Below are 18,756 nucleotides of genomic sequence, written 5' to 3' on the forward strand. Positions count from 1 at the left end.
CATCGCAAGCCCGGCTCGCAATCAAGACGACAACGAGATCGCCCCTCAAGGATGAGCCGGGATGAGCGACACATACGTCAAAACCGAATTTCGGTAAAGTGGAATATTTTTGTGGGGAGGGTTGACGGGGTGGCGAAACAGGGGGCGGCAGCGCCAAAACAGCGCCCGGCATTCTCCGCCGTCAATTGGGAAGGGCTTCTCGATTGCCTGTGCGATGGCCATTTCAGCGGTTTCAACGATATGCGCTTCAACGGCCTCTTTTTCCGACAGGGCAGCAGCAATTGCTTCGAACTAGTCGGACTGTTTTCGTTGAACGCCAGATTAGGCCAGTTCGCTGATTTCCAAGAAGTTACCTCTTATTCTCTTCCGATTTTTGCCTCTAGCCCGATGGGTAGAGCCAGCGAACCCTTTCAACGTGGTATCGACAGAAATGCATGACGGGTTTCGCAAGCACTCACCTATTCGATGGCATGATTACGGCTCTTGATCGAGAATCTTGCTGAGGTGAGAGCAGATTTCATCAGCAAGCTCTTGGATGGCAACCAAATCTCCTTTCAGAAACCCGTCGATAATCACGGCAACACCGCCCCTTGCTTCGACTTTTGCGTTATAGCCGTCGACTTTCTGAATGATCTCACCAACCGCATTTCTCATGTACTTTGTCATGAGCACGAGCACAGCACCCGCTGACCGCAAGTCTGGCGATACACCGATTACTGCTTTGTTGCCGTCAATGTGCGCCAGCCCCGCTGCTGCTCGCGCTCTCGCAGCAGTCCGGAGCCGTGCTATCTCGATGTAGAGGTCAAATGCCGCACCATACTTCCTGCCGTACTCGATTCCCCGCCGCATAAGGTCACGCACATCGTTGTCCCGGATCGGCTCTGATTTGAAATTGAACCGCTTGTAATAGCGATAGTCTGGTGCTTGATGCGGTCCCCGTGACTTCGCTGCCGGTATCTCCAGGACGTAGGCTACGTTGGCAGTTCCTTTGCTCGTGAGCGTTACCGGCTTGATGAGCAAACCCTCGACGGGCGGCAAGATGTTTGACATGAGGACGTTCTCTATCTGCTCCCGCGTCACGACCTTTGGGTCGAGCCCATCATCGGTGCCGTCAGGCTTATTACCGATCTCCTTCATGCCATAGACAATGATGCCGCCAGATGCGTTCGCCATCGCGGACACGTCCTTGAATAGCTCCTTCCTGTGTCCAGGGTCTTTCGTCAGCGCCTCGGCGCGTTTGTATTCAAGTGTGAGGCTTTCCTCGATCTCCCCGTAGTACAGGTCATCGATATCCTTCTCGTCCCACTCGCTGACCGGCCTCATGATTGCTTCTTTATTGCAGTGAAAGGAACAAAGTTCACGTCAGTCGTGTGATTTGTTTGCACTAGGGTTGCATTCGTTGCGGACGGCGACCAACTTGCACCTGTGGGACCGGTCGTTAGGTGGTCTGCTGAGTCTGGCCCCTTGGGTCCGGGCTGTTTCCATTGGGTTTTGAACGGCTCGGGCAGATCATCGGCGAATTTGTCCATGTTGGGCTCGAGCCACTCCATCAACTTGACGGCGTCCCTCAAAGCGATCTTCTTCTCATCATCAGTGGTTCGCATTCCACTCAAATGAAGCACGTGCCAATGAAGATGATCGATCTCGTCCTTTAGGTGGCTAGCCGACGATGGATTAAAGCGCTTGATGTAATTTTTTGCTTTGATCGAATTTTGATCGTCGTCACCATTTAGAAATTTTTGGCAATTACGCCAATAGACTGCAAACCCGGCTAACAACACATTCCACTGGAATTGCTGTTGCGTCTGCTGAAGATCTTGGATGCAGCGCCGCGCCATGTCGAACTCGTACCGAGCGTGCGTTAGACGCTGCTCAGGAGACTCCTTTTCCAACCTCTCCTCCTCACAGATTGCGCCGAGCCGGCAATCGGCCGACGCCGATCCCGCATCAGCCGAGCTGTCCGGCGCGGACGCTGCCAGGCTTCGATGCTGGGATGGAAGGGCAAGAGTTCGCGAGCATCGAGTTTAGTCGCTTCGCTATCAGTCGCGGCAAGCTCGTAAGAGGGACTGCGAAGGCTAGACGTAATGGGCCATAGTGTAGACCCCAGAGCGAGTACCAAGACGAGGTAGCGAAGTGGGCTAGCTACTTGAAATATTTGGTAGCGGGAGAGGGACTCGAACCCCCGACCCCAGGATTATGATTCCCGTGCTCTAACCAGCTGAGCTACCCCGCCACAGGGTTGCGAGGGCCGAAACAGGCCGATCTCGCGAACGCGCGGCATATAAGGAAGGGGGCGGCGGGCTGTCAAGCTAAGGTCGCCGGCTTCTGTTCGGGCCGATTTGGCGCGGGAATCGCGCGACTCGGGCACCGGACTCGCGGAGAGACCCTCACCCGAAATCCGCGCGTCGCGCGGATTCCGGCCTCTCCCCGCAGGCGGGGAGAGGCGAAGAAGCGCGGATGCGCGACTATTTGCTATTTCGGCCGCACCGTCGGGTCGCCGCCGGGGCTGCCGGGGGGCGGGATGACGGGCATGGCGCCGTTCGTGCTGGGCGCCGGGGCGTGCATCTCGGGATCGACGCCGGAGGGCGGGCAGAGCACGCCGTCTGATTTTGCCAGTTTGTCGCCGAGCGGTTCCCGGGACTGGCCGGTGGTGGTGCCGTCGGCCGAGCGGTTCGGGCGGTCCTGCGGCGTGCAATTGGTGGCGTGCTGCGGGGACGGCGGCGCGGTTTGTGGCGGCGGCGTCGCCGGGGCGGGCGGGGCCTGCGCGATCGCGCTGCCGGAGGCGGCGATCAGAAGGCTGGCCAGAATGATGTTCGATGTGGTGCGCATGGGAGGGAAACGCGCGGGTGCTGCCGCGTGTTCCGCGCTCCCCGATCACGATTTGAGGTAGCGGATCAGCGAAAAGTGGCCCATCGGCGGCATCGGGCGGCGCTCGGCGAGCGTAACGCCGCCGTGTTTTGCGGCCCAGTCGACCAGGCGCTGCCACGGAAACTCCGGGCGCCAGCCGAGACGACGGGCGAGCGGCGCAAACGCGAGCTCGGAGAGTTTGCGCAAACCCTTTTCCGCGCCGATGTGGTTGACCAGGATCAGCTCGCCGCCGGGCTTCAAGACGCGCACGAACTCGTCGAGCGTGCCTTCGGGATCGGGCACCGCGGTGATGACGTATTGCGCGACCACCGCGTCGAAGAAGTTTTCGGGGAAGGCGAGGTTTTTCGCGTCCATCACCGAGAGCACCTCGACATTGCTCAAGCGCAAGCTCCGCACGCGCGATTGCGCCTTGCGCAGCATCGGCTCGGAGATGTCGACGCCGCAGATCTTCGTGGTGCGCGCATAATCGGAGAGCGACAGCCCGGTGCCGACGCCGACGTCGAGGATGCGGCCGCCGATGCGGTCTGCCTCGGCGATGGTCGACTGCCGGCCGGCGTCGAACACCTTGCCGAACACGAGATCATAGACCGGCGCCCAGCGGCCATAGGCCTTCTCGACCCCGGCCCGCGAGATGTCTGCTGCCATGCCCCTGCCTATGTATTTTTTAGCCGCGGACCGCTTCTGCGAGCGGCCTCGTCGTGCTGCTTGCGGCCTTCGCGGCGGCGCTTTGAATGAAGCCGCCGCCGAGCACGCGGGCCTGGCCGCCAGGTGCGTCGTAGAACACGCAGGCCTGTCCCGGCGAAACGCCCTCTTCGCCGGCGACGAGCTCGACCTCGTAATGGCCGTTGGCACCGCGCAGCCAAGCAGGCTGGGGCGCGCGGGTCGAGCGCACGCGCACGAACATTTCGAGGCCATCGCCGATGGCGCGGTCGATGTCGCCATCGCCGATCCAGTTGACGTCGCGCAACACGATGCGGTGCATCTTCAGCGCCTCGCGCGGGCCGACGACGACGCGGCGGTTGGCGGCCTCCAGCCGCACCACGAACAGCGGCGCGGCGGCTGCGATGCCGAGGCCGCGGCGCTGGCCGATGGTGAAATTGGCGATGCCGTTGTGCCGGCCGAGCACGCGGCCGTCGAGATCGACGATGTCGCCGGGGTCCATCGCGTTCGGCCGCAGGCGGGTGATGATGTCGGTGTAGCGGCCGGTGGGCACGAAGCAGATGTCCTGGCTGTCGTGCTTGTCGGCGACGGCAAGACCGAAGCGTCGCGCCAGCTCGCGCGTCTCGGGCTTGGTCATGTCGCCGAGCGGGAAGCGCAGATAATCGAGCTGTTCCTGCGTGGTCGCGAACAGGAAATAGCTCTGGTCGCGATCGGCGTCGGCCGCGCACACCAGCGCGCGCGAGCCGCTGTCGAGACGGCGCGAGGCGACGTAATGACCGGTGGCGAGCGCCTGCGCGCCGAGCTCGCGCGCGGTCTTCAAGAGGTCGCGAAACTTGACCGAGCGGTTGCACTCGATGCACGGCACCGGCGTCTCGCCGAGCGCGTAGCTGTCGGCGAAATTGTCGATGACGGATTCGCGAAAGCGATCCTCGTAGTCGAGCACGTAATGGGGAATGCCGAGCTTGGCCGCGACGTCGCGCGCGTCGTGGATGTCCTGGCCGGCGCAGCAGGCGCCCTTGCGATGGGTCGCAGCACCATGGTCGTAGAGCTGCAGCGTGATGCCGACGACGTCGTAGCCTTCCGCCTTCAAGAGCGCAGCCGTCGTCGATGAATCGACGCCGCCCGACATGGCAACGACGACCCTGGTATCCTCAGGACGGCCTTCGAGATCCAGACTGTTGAGCATGGGCCTTAAAGCGTTGTGGACGGCGGCGTAGGGCGATCCGCTGGGGGCTTCCGGCGGGACAAAGGCGATCCCCGGGAACCGAGAGTTCCCGAAGGGCGCGGCCTGCCCGGTCGAAAGCGGTTGAGAGCTGTCTCTTTAATATAGGCGGCCTTCCGGTGAAGCAATCACGGACCCCGCAAGGTTTACGGCAATTCTTGCCGGGGAGGCAGAAATGGCGGGGCTTCGAGAGGCCCCGCAGCGGGGATGTCAATTTGCCAAGCCATTGATTTTAATTGAAAAAATCTATTTTCGCGAGGATGGCCCGCTCCTTGCTCCCTCTAATGGCGAAGATGTTTCCAAGGGGTTGCCTGTGGTCGGTCGTACGTCAGATGTCGTGGCAAGCGTGCAAGTCCCAAGCGCGCAGCAAAAGCCTGCCCGGTCGCAAGCGCCGAAAGAGAGCTCCGCCAACGACTCCTTCGGCTCGCTGGTGGACAGCAACACCCAGGCGATCAGCGACAGCGCGGCGTCCTCCGTGCAGGACACCCCGCGCCGCACCGACTCATCGTCCTCCGCCCCGGACAAGAGCCCGCGCGATCGCTCAGTGACCGACAAGTCCTCGCAGAGCAAGGCCAGCGACGACGCCGACAATTCCGCGGCCGCCAAAAGCGACACCAGGAACGACGCGAAGAGCAACGCCAAGAGCGACGCGACGGATGATGCCGCCAAGGCCGACGGCAAGACCAAGGACAAGCCGGAGGCGTCCGACACCAAATCGGCCGACAAGTCTGCGGACAAGTCCGACCAGACCAAGGGGGACAAGGCCGACGGCACCGATGGCCTCGCCGCCGCCGTCGATACCGCAGCCGCCGCGCAGATTGACGCGACGCAGGCCGCCTTACCCGATCCAAACGCACTCGTGATCGCCGTGCCGGTCGATCCCAACGCGGCCGCGAACCAGGCCACCGGCGCCGCCTCCTCGCCGCTGACGATCGCCGCCGCCGGCATTGCCGCCAGCGCATCCATCGCGGCGCAGATCGCCGGCACCAAGACCGATACCGCGACGCCGGGCGACAAGAGTGCCAAGACCGCAAGCGCCAAGGTCGATGCCGACACCTCGGCGACGCTGGCCGATGCCGCGACCGGGATGACCGATTCGACCGCGACCGATGCGAAGACCAATGGCGGCCTGATCGCCGCGGTCGACCAGGGCACGCCAAAAACCTCGTTCAAGGCCGCAGCCGTCGCGCAAGGCGCGAGCGACGTCTCCAATATCGGCCAGGACACCGGCAAGGCCAACGCCGCGCAGACCCCGGCGACGGCAGCGTCCGCCACCACGGCGCATCCGCAAGCCGACAAGCCGCCGATCGACGCGAACGCGGCCGACGCCAAGGCTGGGACTTCCGACCGCAGCGCCGATGCGGCACCGGCGACGGCCACGACGCATGCCCATGCGGGCACGCAGGCCGCTGTCCCCACCACCGACACCAGCGCGCAGGCGGCCTCCGCCATTCAAGCGCCCCTGACCAATACGACTTCGGCCGCGACCGCATCGACCGCGACGCTTACCGTGACCGCGGCGAATGCCAACGCCATTCCGATCAGCGGCGTGCCGATCGAAATTGCCGCCGCCGCACGCGCGGGCAAGACCCGGTTCGACATCAGTCTCGATCCGCTCGACCTCGGCCGCATCGACGTCCGCATCAATGTCGATCGCAACGGCCAGGTCACCTCGCATCTCACCGTCGAGAAGCCGGAGACGCTGCAGATGCTGCGGCAGGACGCGCCGCAATTGCAGCGCGCGCTCGACGATGCCGGCCTCAAGACCGGCAGCAACGGGTTGTCCTTCAGCCTGCGCGATCAGAATTCATCGGGCCAGAACTCCGGCCAGAACAACGACAATGGCGGCAATGCCCGCCGGCTGATCGTCAGCGACGAGGACGCAGTTCCCGCGGCCCCGGTCGGGCGCAGCTACGGCCGCATGCTCGGATCGAGCAGCGGCGTCGATATCAGAGTGTGAGGAGTATTCGATCATGACCACCACGAATGCCGCCACCGCCCCGTCCGTCGTCTCGGGCACGACCGACCTGCCGAAATCCTCGTCGAACCCAAGCCTGGGCTCAAGCACCGGCGCGACGCTGGCCGGCAATTTCCAGACCTTCCTGACGCTGCTGACGACGCAGCTGCAGAACCAGAACCCGCTCGATCCGCTGGACACCAACCAGTTCACGCAGCAGCTGGTGCAGTTCGCCGGCGTCGAGCAGCAGCTCAAGACCAACGACTCGCTGTCCCAGCTCGTCACGCTGCAGCAGACGACGCAGGCGACCCAGGCACTCGGCTTCGTCGGCAAGACCGCGCTGGTCGACGGCACCACCGGGACCATGACGAATTCGTCGGCGACCTGGCATCTCAACGTGCCCAGCGACGCGACCGTCGACATCACCATCGCCAATGCCAGCGGCCAGACCGTGTTCACCGGCAAATACACCGCCGGCGCGGGCACCGACGTTCCGTTCACCTGGAACGGCCAGGGCAATGACGGCACGCAATGGCCCGACGGCAAGTACACGATCTCGGCCACGGGCAAGGACGTCGCCAACAACAATGTCGGCATCGCCGCGCAGGTGCAGGGCACGGTGTCGTCCGTCGACCTGACCCAGTCGCCGCCGCTGCTGACCATCGACGGCTCCAGCTACACCCTGAGCCAGGTCAAGAGCATCATCGCGACGGCCAGCAATTAAAGGCGGCACGCGAAGCACATTCCGCGTCGTCCTGGCGAAAGCCAGGACCCATTGCCACCGAAAGTAGTTTTGGTTCGAGGGAGTAGCCCCGAGTCGTCGCCAAACTTCGCGCTGGGGTAATGGGTCCTGGCGTTCGCCAGGACGACAATTTGGGCCTTGCGGCACCCCGCGCAGGCCTCGTTCGTTAGTAAAGTATTTACGAACACCCCCCTCGGCCCGCCTGGACGCACCGTCCCGCCGGTCGAGACGGCTGCGTTCCAGCCATTTTCAACGAGAATTGTATTGAAGCCTTAGGCTTAGCGGATTTTTAAGCCGGCGGGCGTAGGGTTCCTGAGTGAGTTCAGTGGTTGAGAGTTTGTGAGTACGCCATGACAGAACCCCATCGCCCGAGGGTAAAATACGTCATCGGGCCGGACGGTAGTCCGTTGACGATTGCGGATCTGCCTGCACCCGGCACCAAACGCTGGGTCATCCGCCGCAAGGCCGAGGTCGTCGCCGCAGTCCGTGGCGGTCTTCTCTCCCTCGAGGAGGCCTGCAGCCGTTATACGCTGACGGTTGACGAATTCCTCTCCTGGCAGTTTTCGATCGACCAGCATGGTCTGGCGGGACTTCGCACCACCCGTATCCAACAATATCGCCAGTAGGCAATCCGGAAATCTGCGGCTTTTGACGAAAATCGGCCTCGCCTCGCGAGGCCGATTTTTTTCATGTTTCGTTTTGGCGCGACTTTTGTCGCAGCTCTTAACCTTCGTTAACCATATCGAAACCATCACCTAGGCAATAATTGCCCAGTCGGCCTTTCCTGTGAAAGCAGCCGAATCTCTCGGGGCGGTTGCTTGCAAGGTCTTGCGGACTTTCTGAAGGGTATCGGAGCCGCCCGGTTCGGGGCGATGATCGCGGTCACCGCCGCGCTCGTCGGCTTCTTTGCGTTCGTCATCATGCGCGTCACCACGCCGCAGATGACGACGCTGTTCACCGACCTCAGCGTCGAGGACTCCTCGGGCATCATCAAGGACCTGGAGCGCCAGGGCATCCAGTTCGAGCTGCGCAACGAAGGCAGCATCATCATGGTGCCCAAGGACAAGGTCACCCGGCTGCGGATGAAGCTCGCCGAGGGCGGCCTGCCCAAGGGCGGCGGCGTCGGCTACGAGGTGTTCGACAAGTCGGATGCGCTCGGCACCACCTCTTTCGTCCAGAACATCAACCATCTCCGCGCGCTGGAAGGCGAGCTCGCCCGCACCATCCGCGCCATCGACCGCATCCAGGCCGCCCGCGTCCATCTGGTGCTGCCGGAGCGCCCGCTGTTCTCGCGCGAGGCGCCGGAGCCGTCGGCCTCGATCGTGGTGCGGGTCCGCGGCGCGCTGGAGGCCCAGCAGATCCGCGCCATCCGCCACCTCGTCGCCTCGGCCGTGAACGGGCTGAAGCCGCAGCGGGTTTCGATCGTCGACGAGACCGGTCAGCTGCTCGCCGACGGCGCCCAGACCGATCCGGACCAGCAGATCGGCGACGAGCGCCGCACCGCCTTCGAGAAGCGGATGCGCAAGCAGGTCGAGGACATCGTCTCCTCCGTGGTGGGCACGGGACGCGCCCGGGTCCAGCTCTCCGCCGATTTCGACTTCAACAAGATCACCCAGACCTCGGACAAGTACGACCCCGAAGGCCGCGTGCTGCGCTCGAGCCAGACCCGCGAAGAGCAGAGCATGACCGCCGACAACAACGGCCAGGTCACCGTCAACAACGAGTTGCCGGGCAATCAGCAGAACGGCGCCGTCGCGGCCAAGGACCAGAGCAAGAAGAGCGAAGAGACCAACAATTACGAGATCTCCCGCACCACCAAGACCGAGGTGACCGAGGCCGGCCGGGTCAACCGCATCTCGGTCGCGGTGCTGGTCGACGGCATCTACTCCAAGAACGAGAAGGGCGATCTGGCCTACCAGGACCGCACCAAGGAGCAGCTCGACCGCATCGCCACGCTGGTGCGCTCGGCGATCGGCTTCGACCAGAAGCGCGGCGATCAGGTCGAGGTCGTCAATCTGCGCTTTGCCGACGCCCCCTCCACCACCCCGATCGCGGAGCCGAGCGGCTTGCTGGGCATGCTCCAGTTCACCAAGGACGACGTCATGTACTTCGTCGAGCTCGGCGTGATGATGCTGCTCGGCCTGGTCGTGCTGTTCCTGGTGATCCGGCCGCTGGTCAAGCGCATCCTGGCATCCGATGAAGTCGCAGCCGCCATTTCCGGCGCCCTCACCGGTCCGGCGAGCGACGAGGCCGCGCCCGCCAGCCAGCCGCTCCTGCCGAGCGGCGCCGCGAGCGCGATCGACGTCGCCACCGTCCAGGGCCAGGTCCATGCCCAATCCGTCCATCGCGTCGGCGAACTCGCCGAGCGCAATCCCAACGAGACCGTCGCCATCATCCGCCAATGGCTGACCGAACCCGCGAAATAATCGAGAAGTGATCTGACATGGCCGCTGCCCTGCAAAATGCCAATTCCAACGACATCACCAGCGTGATCTCCACGCTCGGTCAGCGTGCCGTCGGCCGCGCGGGCGCCAAGACCGAAGCAGTACCGGGACCGAAGCGCGCCGCGATCCTGATGCTGGCGCTCGGCGAGCAATATGGCGGCAAGATCTGGGGCTTGCTCGACGACGACGAGGTGCGCCAGCTCTCCCTGGAGATGTCGACGCTCGGCACCGTCGAGGTCGACACGGTGGAGGACATGCTGCTCGAATTCGTCTCGCGGATGTCGGCCTCCGGCGCGCTGATGGGCAATTTCGATGCCACCGAGCGGCTGCTCCAGCAATATTTGGCACCCGAGCGCGTCAACGGCATCATGGACGAAATCCGCGGCCCGGCCGGCCGTAACATGTGGGAGAAGCTCTCCAACGTGCAGGAAGAGGTGCTCGCCAACTATCTCAAGAACGAATATCCGCAGACCATCGCGGTGGTGCTGTCGAAGCTGAAGCCGGAACACGCCGCCCGCGTGCTCGGCATCTTCCCCGAGGATCTGGCGCTCGACGTCGTCAACCGCATGCTGAAGATGGAGGCGGTGCAGAAGGAGGTGATCGAGAGTGTGGAGAAGACGCTGCGCACCGAATTCATGTCCAATTTGTCACAGACCCGCCGACGCGACGCCCACGAAGTGATGGCGGAAATCTTCAACAATTTCGACCGCCAGACCGAAACCCGCTTCATCACCTCGCTGGAAGAGGACAACCGCGAATCGGCCGAGCGCATCAAAGCGCTGATGTTCACCTTCGACGATCTCGTGAAGCTCGATTCCGGCTCCGCCCAGACCCTGATGCGCAACGTCGACAAGGACAAGCTCGGCGTCGCGCTCAAGAGCGCCAACGAGGACGTCCGCAACTTCTTCTTCGGCAACATGTCCTCGCGTGCGGCAAAAATGCTCCAGGACGACATGGCGGCGATGGGCCCGGTCCGCCTGCGCGACGTCGACGAGGCCCAGGCGCTGCTGGTCAACCTCGCCAAGGATCTCGCCGCCAAGGGCGAGATCATGCTGACCAAGAACCGCGCCGACGACGAGCTGGTGTATTGATGGCCGCTCCGGCAAAATTCCTGTTCGACAACGACTTCGCAGCGCCCGACCGGACGCGCGAGAAGGCCGCAACCGCAGCCGAGATCGCCCAGAAGGTCGCGGAAGCCGAGGCGCGCGCCTATCAGGACGGCTTCGCCGCCGGCCAGCGCGAGGCCAAGGCCGAGAGCGACCGCCGTGTCGCACTCGCCCTGGAAGAGATCAACATCGCCATCCGGGGCATCGCCTCGGGCATCGGCAACATCGAATCCAAGATGGAGACCGAGGCGGTCGACGTCGCGGTCGCGGTGGCGCGCAAGCTGTGCGCCGATCTGGTCGCCGCCGAGCCGCTCGGCGAGATCGTCGCGCTGGTCAAGGACTGCTTCTCGCATCTGGTCGCGACGCCGCATCTCGTCGTCCGCATCAACGACGCGCTCTACGATTCCGCGCGCGAGAACATCGAGCGGCTGGCCAGGCAGAACGGCTTCGAAGGCCGGCTGGTGATTCTGGCCGAGCCCGAGATTGCCACCGGCGACTGCCGGATCGAATGGGCCGATGGCGGCGTCGTGCTGGAGCGCGCCGCTATCGCGGCCAAGATCGACGAAATGGTGGGACGCTACGTTGCATCCCGCAGGGGGAGTTAAATCATGAGCGACACTGACGGACAGGTCCCGCTGCCCGATCTCAACGGCCCGATGCCGCCTACCGGCACCGACGTCGGCTACAACGAGGACGAATACGCGACGCGCGCCGCCGCCGACCTCGAGGCCGTGTTCGACGTACCGGTGCAGGTCTCGGCGGTGCTCGGCCGCTCCAAGATGGACGTCAGCGAGCTGTTGAAGCTCGGACCCGGGACCGTGCTCGAGCTCGACCGGCGTGTCGGCGAGGCCATCGACATCTACGTCAACAACAAGCTGGTCGCCCGGGGCGAAGTCGTCCTGGTCGAGGACAAGCTCGGCGTGACCATGACCGAAATCATCAAGACTGAACGCGCCTAAAGCGACGACGCGCGGCAGCGCGACCAGACGGACAGGAGACTGACATGCGGCTTCTCATCGTTGGCACATTGAAGGGCCAGCTCACCACCGCCACCAAGATCGCGATGGCGAACGGCGCCACCGTGACCCACGCCGAGGATAACGAACAGGCGATGCGCGTGCTGCGCGGCGGCAAGGGTGCCGACCTGCTGCTGGTCGACGTCGCCCTCGACATCCGCGATCTCGTGATGCGGCTCGAGGCCGAGCACATCCACGCGCCGATCGTCGCCTGCGGCATCACCAACGACGCCCGCGCCGCGGTCGCCGCGATCCACGCCGGCGCCAAGGAATACATCCCGCTGCCGCCGGACCCGGAGCTGATCGCAGCAGTGCTGGCCGCGGTCGCCAACGATTCCCGCGAGCTGGTCTATCGCGACGAGGCAATGGCCAAGGTGATCAAGCTCGCCCAGCAGATCGCGGGCTCGGACGCTTCGGTGATGATCACCGGCGAATCCGGGACGGGCAAGGAAGTGCTGGCGCGCTACGTCCACACCCGTTCGGCCCGCGCCAAGCGGCCGTTCATCTCGATCAACTGCGCCGCGATCCCCGAGCATCTGCTGGAGTCCGAGCTGTTCGGCCATGAGAAGGGCGCCTTCACCGGCGCGATCGCCCGGCGCATCGGCAAGTTCGAGGAGGCAACCGGCGGCACGCTGCTGCTCGACGAAATCTCGGAGATGGACGTCCGCCTTCAATCCAAACTGCTCCGCGCCATCCAGGAGCGCGTGATCGACCGCGTCGGCGGCACCAAGCCCGTCCCGGTGGACATCCGCATCATCGCGACCTCGAACCGCAACCTGGTCGAGGCCGTGCGCGAAGGCACGTTCCGCGAGGACCTCTTGTTCCGGCTCAACGTCGTGAATTTGAAGATCCCGCCGCTGCGCGAGCGTCCCCTCGACATCCTCGAGCTCGCCCAGCACTTCGTGAAGAAATATGCCGAAGCCAACGGCGTGCCGATGCGCCCGATCTCGGCGGAAGCGCGGCGCGTGCTCTCCACCAACCGCTGGCAGGGCAACGTCCGCGAACTCGAAAACACCATGCACCGTTCGGTCCTGATGGCACAGGGCGACGAGATCGGCGCCGATGCGATCCTCACGCCCGACGGCGACCGCCTCGACCTCGCCAAGACCGCACCGGCCGTGGCGCATGCCACCATGGCCGCCGAGCAGGTGACGCGGGCCCTCGTCGGCCGCACCGTCGCCGATGTCGAGCGCGACCTGATCCTGGAGACGCTGAAGCACTGCCTTGGCAACCGGACCCATGCCGCGAACATTCTGGGCATCTCAATCCGTACGCTGCGCAACAAGCTCAACGAATATTCCGACGGCGGCATTCCGATCACGCCGGCTGGCACGCCCGGTGAATATCCGCGCATGCCGATGGTGGGGGCGTAAGATCCACGCCGATTGAGATAATGCGAATGCCCGGGCCCAGTCCCGGGCATTTTTGTTGGTGAAGTGCAGACAGCCTCCAGACTCTCGATGTCGTCCTGGCGAAAGCCAGGACCCATTACCCCAAGGAGGAGTTTGACGAAGATTCGTCGTTCGGTACTCCTACCGCCCTCCGCCGATAGATTCCGCGGTATGGGTCCTGGCTTTCGCCAGGACGACGTTGGGAAAGGCAGCGTGGATCAAAACCCGCAGACTGCGACATGGCCGCACCGCATCTGGCGACTAGGTCAAGGCCCCACAAGGCCATATAACCCCGCGTGAGAACCACGCGAGGGTCAACATGTCTCAAGCTCAAATCACGGACTGGCTGGCGACGCAGCGGCAGGCGATGATCGATCTGCTGCGCGATGTCGTGAACATCGATTCCGGGTCCTATGACAAGGAAGGCGTCGATGCGGTCGGGGCGCGGTTCGAGCGGCATTTTGCCGAGCATGGCATTCCGTTCCGGCGCGAAAGCCACGGCACTTTCGGCGATGCGATCCACGCCGAAGTCGCAAAGCCCGGCAGTAACGAGAAGCCGGTGCTGTTGATGGGACATCGCGACACCGTGTTCGGCAAGGGCGAGGCCGGACGGCGTCCGTTCACGATTCAAGACAAGCGCGCCTATGGTCCTGGTGTTGCGGACATGAAGTCCGGCGTCGTCATGAACATATTCGTGGCAACCGCCTTCCACAAATTCGGCGGCAATCCGCACCCGATCAAGCTCCTGATCACCTCGGACGAGGAGATCGGCTCGCCCTCCTCACGGCCGGTGATCGAGCGCGAAGGACGCGCCGCGCGCGCCGTGTTCAATTCCGAGCCGGGCCGCCCGACCGGCAATATCGTCACGGGACGCAAGGGCGGCATCTTCATGCATTTCGCCATCACCGGCAAAGCCGCGCATTCCGGCGCCAATTTCGCCGCCGGCGTCAGCGCGATCGGCGAGCTCGCGCACAAGATCGTGCAGATCCACGCGCTGACCGATCTCGACAAGGGCATCACGCTCAATGTCGGCCTGGTCTCGGGCGGGCAATCCGTCAACACCACGGCGCCTTACGCGGAAGGGCAGATCGACCTGCGTTATGTCGATCCCGCCGATCGCGCGAGGGTGATGGCCGCGATCGAGACGATCATCGCGACACCCTACGTGCCCGGCACCAGCGCGACGCTGACGGTCAAGGGCGAGTTCGTGCCGGTGGTGCAGAGCGCCGACTCAAAGGCGCTGTTCGAGAACTATCAGGCCGCCGCAAAGCAGGCCGGCCTCACCACGCTCCAGGGTGAGTTCTCCGGCGGCTGCGCCGATTCCGGCTTCACCGCCGCGGTCGGAACGCCGACCATCTGCGGGCTCGGCCCCGTCGGCGGTCTCGCGCACACGCCGGAGGAATATCTCGAACTCGACAGCATCGTGCCGCGCGCGCAGGCGCTGGCGCTGGCGATTTTGCGGGGGTGACTTTGTAGGGTGGGTTAGCCACAGGCGTAACCCACCTCTGTTGGCTTCGGCGGAGACAGACAGTGGTGGGTTACGCTTCGCTAACCCACCCTACAAATCTCGTCACGAATAGCTCGGCGCATCCGGCCTGCGGAAGATCTGGATAGGGTCGCCCGGCACGATCGGATGGCCGCTGAACATCGCATAAGCATAGAGCGCGAGATAGGCGATCGCGAGCGCGCCGACCGCATAGAAGGCCCAGGTCGCGACGCGTTTCATCATTGCGCTCCATTGCTGTCCCGGCGGGAGGCTCAGGCAGCGCTTCTAGAGCGATGACGGGGAAAAGGCCAGCCTGCACGGTCTGTGGGCGGCGGCGATCAAATGCCGCGCCGGACCTGGGTGGGAACGCTCACGTCCGCAAGCCGGAGTGCGTCTTCGTCCTGATCCACCGCCACGTACTGGCCGTGCCAATAGGCCAGCGCGGCGTTGCGGGTCGAATTCCTGACGTCTCGCACCCGCCCGATGATGATCCCATGCGAATGGCGCTCGATGATCTCCTCGACTTCGCAATCGACGGCGGACAATGCGCCGACCAGCAGCGGAACACCCGAGACCGCCGTCACCCATCTGGCGCCCGCGAAACGATCGGCGCCCTTGAGCCCGCCCTTGCCGGCAAAGCGCTCGGCGATGTCGAGCTGATCGGCCGCGAGGATGTTCACGCCGAAGGCACTGTGGCGGCGGATCAGCGGGAAGGAGGAGGCGTCGCGGTTGATGCTGACGATTAGCGTCGGCGGATCGACCGAGAACGAGCTGACCGAGGTGACGGTCATGCCGGTGATGTCCTTACCCCGTCCGGCGGTGATGACGCTGACGCCGCCGGTGAGGTGGCGCATGGCGCCGCGGAAATCGGCGGGCAAAACGGGGATTTCAGTCATGAGATCGCGGGGCACTACATTCATGGCATACTCCCCGAAGCGGGGTTCCCTCTATTTAGGTACGATCGTCCGCCGACAAAAGGTGGCTCAGGATCGAGCCTTCGAGGCCCGCGAGCTCGGCCGAGCCGCGTTCGCGCGGCCGGGCCGTGTCAACCACGACGTCATGGGCGATCCGCCCTTCCTCGATCACCAGCACCCGGTCGGCCAGCGCGACCGCCTCGGCGACATCGTGGGTCACCAGGATCGCCGTAAAGCCCTGGTCGCGCCAGACGCGCTCCAGCAACCGCTGCATCGAGATGCGGGTCAGCGCGTCCAGGGCGCCCAGCGGCTCGTCGAAGGCGAGCACACGGGGGCGCGAGACCAGCGCGCGGGCAAGCGCTACGCGCTGCTTCTGGCCGCCCGACAGCACCGAGGGCCACTGGTCGCGCTTGTCGGTCAGCCCGACCTCAGTCAGCGCCTTCTCCGCGCGCGAATGCGCGTCCGACGAGGCGCGATCCCGACCGAGGCCGACCTCGACATTGGAAAGAACGCGGGCCCAAGGCAACAGCCGAGGCTCCTGGAACATGACGCGGATATCCTCGGGCTTCACCGCGTCGCCGAGCGAGATGCTGCCGGCGTCGAACTTCTCCAGGCCCGCGATAAGGCGCAGCAGCGTGCTCTTGCCGCAGCCGCTCTTGCCAACGATGGCGACGAACTGGCCGGCGGGGATGTGCAGGTCGATGCCGCGCAGCACCTCGTTGTCGCCGTAGGATTTGCGCAGGCCGCGGATGCTGAGCGGCAGGCCGCTCTTATGCGCTGGGCGCTCCTCGCGCACCACGCGGGCGTGAGGCGCGAAATTGGCGCGGTTGGCGAGCTCGGTTTCCGGAAGGGAGGTACGAAGGGCTGTCTGCATGTGATTCCCAGTATGTCTGCTCAGCGTTTCCAATAAGCCGGGTGCCAGGAGAGCGTCAGGCGCTCCAGCACGCGGGAGGCGCTGTCGGCGAGCTTGCCGAGCAGCGCGTAGATCAGGATCGAGAGCACCACGACGTCGATCAGCATGAACTCGCGCGCCTGCATCGCCATGTAACCGAGGCCCGAAGACGCCGCGATGGTCTCGGCGACGATCAGGGTCAGCCACATGATGCCGAGCGCAAAACGGATTCCGACGAAGATCGAGGGCAGCGCGCCCGGAAAGATCACGCGGCGGAACAGCTCGCCGTCGGTCATGCCGTAGATGCGGCCCATCTCGATCAGCTGGGGATCGACGGTGCGGATGCCATGCAGCGTGTTGAGGTAGATCGGGAAGAACACGCCGAGCGCGACCAAAAACAGCTTCGCGCTCTCGTCGATGCCGAACCACAGGATGACAAGCGGGATCAGCGCCAGATGCGGCACGTTGCGCACCATCTGCAGCGTGGTGTCGGTGAGCTTGGCCGAGAGCTGCGACAGGCCGTTGGCGAGGCCGAAGGCAAAGCCGATGCTGCCGCCGATCAGGAAGCCGATCGAGGCGCGCCAGAACGAGACCCAGATGTTGCGAACGAGCTCGCCGGAGAGCAGCAGCTTCCAGCCCGCAAGCAAAACATCGCTCGGCGCCGGTAACACCCGCGTCGGCACGAAGCCGGTGATGCTGGCGACCTGCCAGATCGCGATGATGGCGAGCGGCACGATCCACTGGATCAGGCCCTCGACGCGCGGCAGGCGCAAGCCGCGGGGAAGCGAAACGCTGTCGATCAGGCTCATGATTGCGACACCTGCTGCTGCGGACGATAATCACTGCCGACGGTCTCGCCGAAGGGGCCACCGTTGAAGTGAAGTCTGGTCACGTTGCTGGGCTGCTCCAGCGAGAGCAGCGGGAATACCAGCTCGGCGAAACGATAGGCTTCCTCCAGATGCGGGTAGCCCGACATGATGAAGGTATCGATGCCGATGTCCTGATACTCCTTGATGCGGGCCGCGACCGTCTGGGCGTCGCCGACCAGCGCCGTGCCGGCGCCGCCACGAACGAGGCCGACGCCGGCCCACAGGTTCGGGGCGATCTCGAGTTTGTCGCGCTTGCCGCCATGGAGCTGCGCCATGCGCTGCTGGCCAACCGAATCCATCCGCGCAAAGTTCTTCTGCGCGGTCGCGATGGTCTCGTCGCTGACATGCTTGATCAGCTCGTTGGCCGCTCGCCAGGCCGCCTCATTGGTCTCGCGGACAATCACGTGGAGCCGGATGCCGAACGATAGTTTTCGACCGCGTGCGGCGGCCACCTCCCTCACCTTCGCGATCTTCTCGGCGACCAGCGCCGGCGGCTCGCCCCAGGTGAGGTATTTGTCGACGGTATCGACAGCGACGTCGATGCCGGCATCCGACGAGCCGCCGAAATAGAGCGGCGGACGCGGCGACTGCACCGGCGGAAACAGCAGCTTGCCGCCTTCGACATGGATGTGCTTGCCCTCGACATTGACCGTCTTGCCGGCGAGCAGCTCGCTGTAGACGCTGAGGAACTCGCGGGTGACCTCGTAGCGCTCGTCATGGGCAAGGAAGATGCCGTCGCCCTTGTTCTCGACCGGATCACCGCCAGTGACGACGTTGACCAGGAGCCGGCCATTGGTGATGCGGTCGAGCGTCGCGGTCATGCGCGCGGCCACGCTCGGCGATTGCAGGCCGGGCCTAACCGCCACGAGATAGCGCAGCCGCTCGGTGAACGGCGCGACCGAAGAGGCGACGATCCAGGAATCCTCGCAAGACCGCCCGGTCGGCAGCAGCACGCCGAAATAGCCGAGCTGGTCGGCGGCCTGCGCGATCTGGCGCAGATAGTTGAAATTGACCTCGCGGCCGCCGATGCCGGTGCCGAGATAGCGGCCGTCGCCGTGGGTCGGCAGGAACCAGAGGATGTTGGCGTTGCTCATGGATGTGCTCCGATGACTAACCGTAAGTCGTTCCGACCGCGGCGGCGACGATGCCGATCGACATGACGATGGCTGCGACTACGCGTTGAACGACA

Annotated in this window: 20 protein-coding genes and 1 tRNA gene; 10 read left to right on the top strand and 11 right to left on the bottom strand. The window is 64.3% G+C overall.

The window, feature by feature from the left end; all coding sequences use genetic code 11:
* Positions 1–438, top strand: a 438-nt coding sequence (locus AC0L3C_RS35205) for a hypothetical protein (RefSeq protein WP_473410308.1), incomplete at its 5' end; no start/stop codon positions are given.
* 36 nt (positions 439–474) lie between these two features.
* On the opposite strand, the gene AC0L3C_RS35210 is transcribed toward AC0L3C_RS35205, so the two are convergent.
* The 6 genes from AC0L3C_RS35210 to mnmA form a co-directional block, all read right to left on the bottom strand.
* Positions 475–1,323, bottom strand: a complete 849-nt coding sequence (locus AC0L3C_RS35210) for an AlbA family DNA-binding domain-containing protein (RefSeq protein ID WP_473285218.1) — start codon at positions 1,321–1,323, stop codon at positions 475–477.
* The gene (locus tag AC0L3C_RS35215) at positions 1,320–1,892 is read right to left on the bottom strand and encodes a hypothetical protein (RefSeq protein ID WP_473410309.1); all 573 of its coding nucleotides are present in this window, start codon (positions 1,890–1,892) and stop codon (positions 1,320–1,322) included. The genes AC0L3C_RS35210 and AC0L3C_RS35215 overlap by 4 nt, the downstream gene beginning before the upstream one ends.
* 264 nt (positions 1,893–2,156) lie before the next feature.
* A tRNA-Met gene (locus AC0L3C_RS35220) sits at positions 2,157–2,233 on the bottom strand.
* A 239-nt stretch (positions 2,234–2,472) separates the two neighbouring features.
* Complete coding sequence (locus tag AC0L3C_RS35225; RefSeq protein WP_473410310.1) at positions 2,473–2,829, bottom strand: hypothetical protein; 357 nt, start codon at positions 2,827–2,829, stop codon at positions 2,473–2,475.
* 45 nt (positions 2,830–2,874) lie between these two features.
* A complete protein-coding gene (locus AC0L3C_RS35230) occupies positions 2,875–3,513 on the bottom strand; it encodes a class I SAM-dependent methyltransferase (RefSeq protein ID WP_473249822.1) in 639 nt (212 codons plus the stop codon).
* A gap of 19 nt (positions 3,514–3,532) precedes the next feature.
* On the bottom strand, positions 3,533–4,714 hold the full coding sequence (mnmA, locus tag AC0L3C_RS35235) for a tRNA 2-thiouridine(34) synthase MnmA (protein ID WP_473410311.1): 1,182 nt from the start codon (positions 4,712–4,714) through the stop codon (positions 3,533–3,535).
* A gap of 349 nt (positions 4,715–5,063) precedes the next feature.
* On the opposite strand from mnmA, the gene AC0L3C_RS35240 reads away from it, so the two are divergent.
* From AC0L3C_RS35240 to AC0L3C_RS35280, 9 genes are all read left to right on the top strand, one after another.
* Positions 5,064–6,710: a flagellar hook-length control protein FliK gene (locus tag AC0L3C_RS35240; RefSeq protein WP_473410312.1), complete on the top strand. Its 1,647-nt coding sequence runs from the start codon at positions 5,064–5,066 to the stop codon at positions 6,708–6,710.
* Between the two features lie 13 nt (positions 6,711–6,723).
* Positions 6,724–7,431, top strand: a complete 708-nt coding sequence (locus AC0L3C_RS35245) for a flagellar hook assembly protein FlgD (RefSeq protein ID WP_027519911.1) — start codon at positions 6,724–6,726, stop codon at positions 7,429–7,431.
* Between the two features lie 368 nt (positions 7,432–7,799).
* Positions 7,800–8,075 (top strand): CtrA inhibitor SciP, encoded by a 276-nt coding sequence (gene sciP / locus AC0L3C_RS35250; protein WP_002714638.1) that lies wholly within the window; start codon positions 7,800–7,802, stop codon positions 8,073–8,075.
* Positions 8,076–8,267: 192 nt separating this feature from the next.
* Positions 8,268–9,875, top strand: coding sequence for a flagellar basal-body MS-ring/collar protein FliF (gene fliF, locus AC0L3C_RS35255; RefSeq protein WP_473410313.1), 1,608 nt, complete (start codon positions 8,268–8,270; stop codon positions 9,873–9,875).
* A gap of 17 nt (positions 9,876–9,892) precedes the next feature.
* Positions 9,893–10,984 carry a flagellar motor switch protein FliG gene (gene fliG, locus AC0L3C_RS35260; protein ID WP_007614076.1) on the top strand — a complete coding sequence of 364 codons (1,092 nt, stop codon included), beginning with the start codon at positions 9,893–9,895 and terminating at the stop codon, positions 10,982–10,984.
* Positions 10,984–11,604: a FliH/SctL family protein gene (locus AC0L3C_RS35265; RefSeq protein WP_473282951.1), complete on the top strand. Its 621-nt coding sequence runs from the start codon at positions 10,984–10,986 to the stop codon at positions 11,602–11,604. The genes fliG and AC0L3C_RS35265 overlap by 1 nt, the downstream gene beginning before the upstream one ends.
* Positions 11,605–11,607: 3 nt before the next feature.
* A complete protein-coding gene (gene fliN / locus AC0L3C_RS35270) occupies positions 11,608–11,958 on the top strand; it encodes a flagellar motor switch protein FliN (RefSeq protein ID WP_007596160.1) in 351 nt (116 codons plus the stop codon).
* A 44-nt stretch (positions 11,959–12,002) separates the two neighbouring features.
* The gene (gene flbD, locus AC0L3C_RS35275) at positions 12,003–13,388 is read left to right on the top strand and encodes a sigma-54-dependent transcriptional regulator FlbD (protein WP_275169513.1); all 1,386 of its coding nucleotides are present in this window, start codon (positions 12,003–12,005) and stop codon (positions 13,386–13,388) included.
* Positions 13,389–13,725: 337 nt separating this feature from the next.
* Positions 13,726–14,874, top strand: coding sequence for a M20 family metallopeptidase (locus AC0L3C_RS35280; RefSeq protein ID WP_473410314.1), 1,149 nt, complete (start codon positions 13,726–13,728; stop codon positions 14,872–14,874).
* A gap of 102 nt (positions 14,875–14,976) precedes the next feature.
* Here AC0L3C_RS35280 and AC0L3C_RS35285 read toward each other — a convergent pair whose 3' ends face one another.
* The 5 genes from AC0L3C_RS35285 to ssuD all read right to left on the bottom strand — a co-directional run bounded on the left by AC0L3C_RS35285 (position 14,977) and on the right by ssuD (position 18,661).
* The gene (locus AC0L3C_RS35285; protein ID WP_018453881.1) at positions 14,977–15,135 is read right to left on the bottom strand and encodes a hypothetical protein; all 159 of its coding nucleotides are present in this window, start codon (positions 15,133–15,135) and stop codon (positions 14,977–14,979) included.
* A 95-nt stretch (positions 15,136–15,230) separates the two neighbouring features.
* Positions 15,231–15,812 carry a flavin reductase family protein gene (locus tag AC0L3C_RS35290; RefSeq protein WP_473410315.1) on the bottom strand — a complete coding sequence of 194 codons (582 nt, stop codon included), beginning with the start codon at positions 15,810–15,812 and terminating at the stop codon, positions 15,231–15,233.
* Between the two features lie 31 nt (positions 15,813–15,843).
* Complete coding sequence (locus AC0L3C_RS35295) at positions 15,844–16,680, bottom strand: ATP-binding cassette domain-containing protein (protein ID WP_473410316.1); 837 nt, start codon at positions 16,678–16,680, stop codon at positions 15,844–15,846.
* A gap of 20 nt (positions 16,681–16,700) precedes the next feature.
* On the bottom strand, positions 16,701–17,507 hold the full coding sequence (ssuC, locus tag AC0L3C_RS35300) for an aliphatic sulfonate ABC transporter permease SsuC (RefSeq protein WP_473264819.1): 807 nt from the start codon (positions 17,505–17,507) through the stop codon (positions 16,701–16,703).
* Entirely contained in the window at positions 17,504–18,661 is a 1,158-nt protein-coding gene (ssuD, locus tag AC0L3C_RS35305; RefSeq protein WP_473410317.1) for an FMNH2-dependent alkanesulfonate monooxygenase, read from the bottom strand. The genes ssuC and ssuD overlap by 4 nt, the downstream gene beginning before the upstream one ends.
* Between the last annotated feature and the right edge of the window lie 95 nt (positions 18,662–18,756).

It is taken from the genome of Bradyrhizobium sp. WSM4872 (assembly GCF_055811715.1).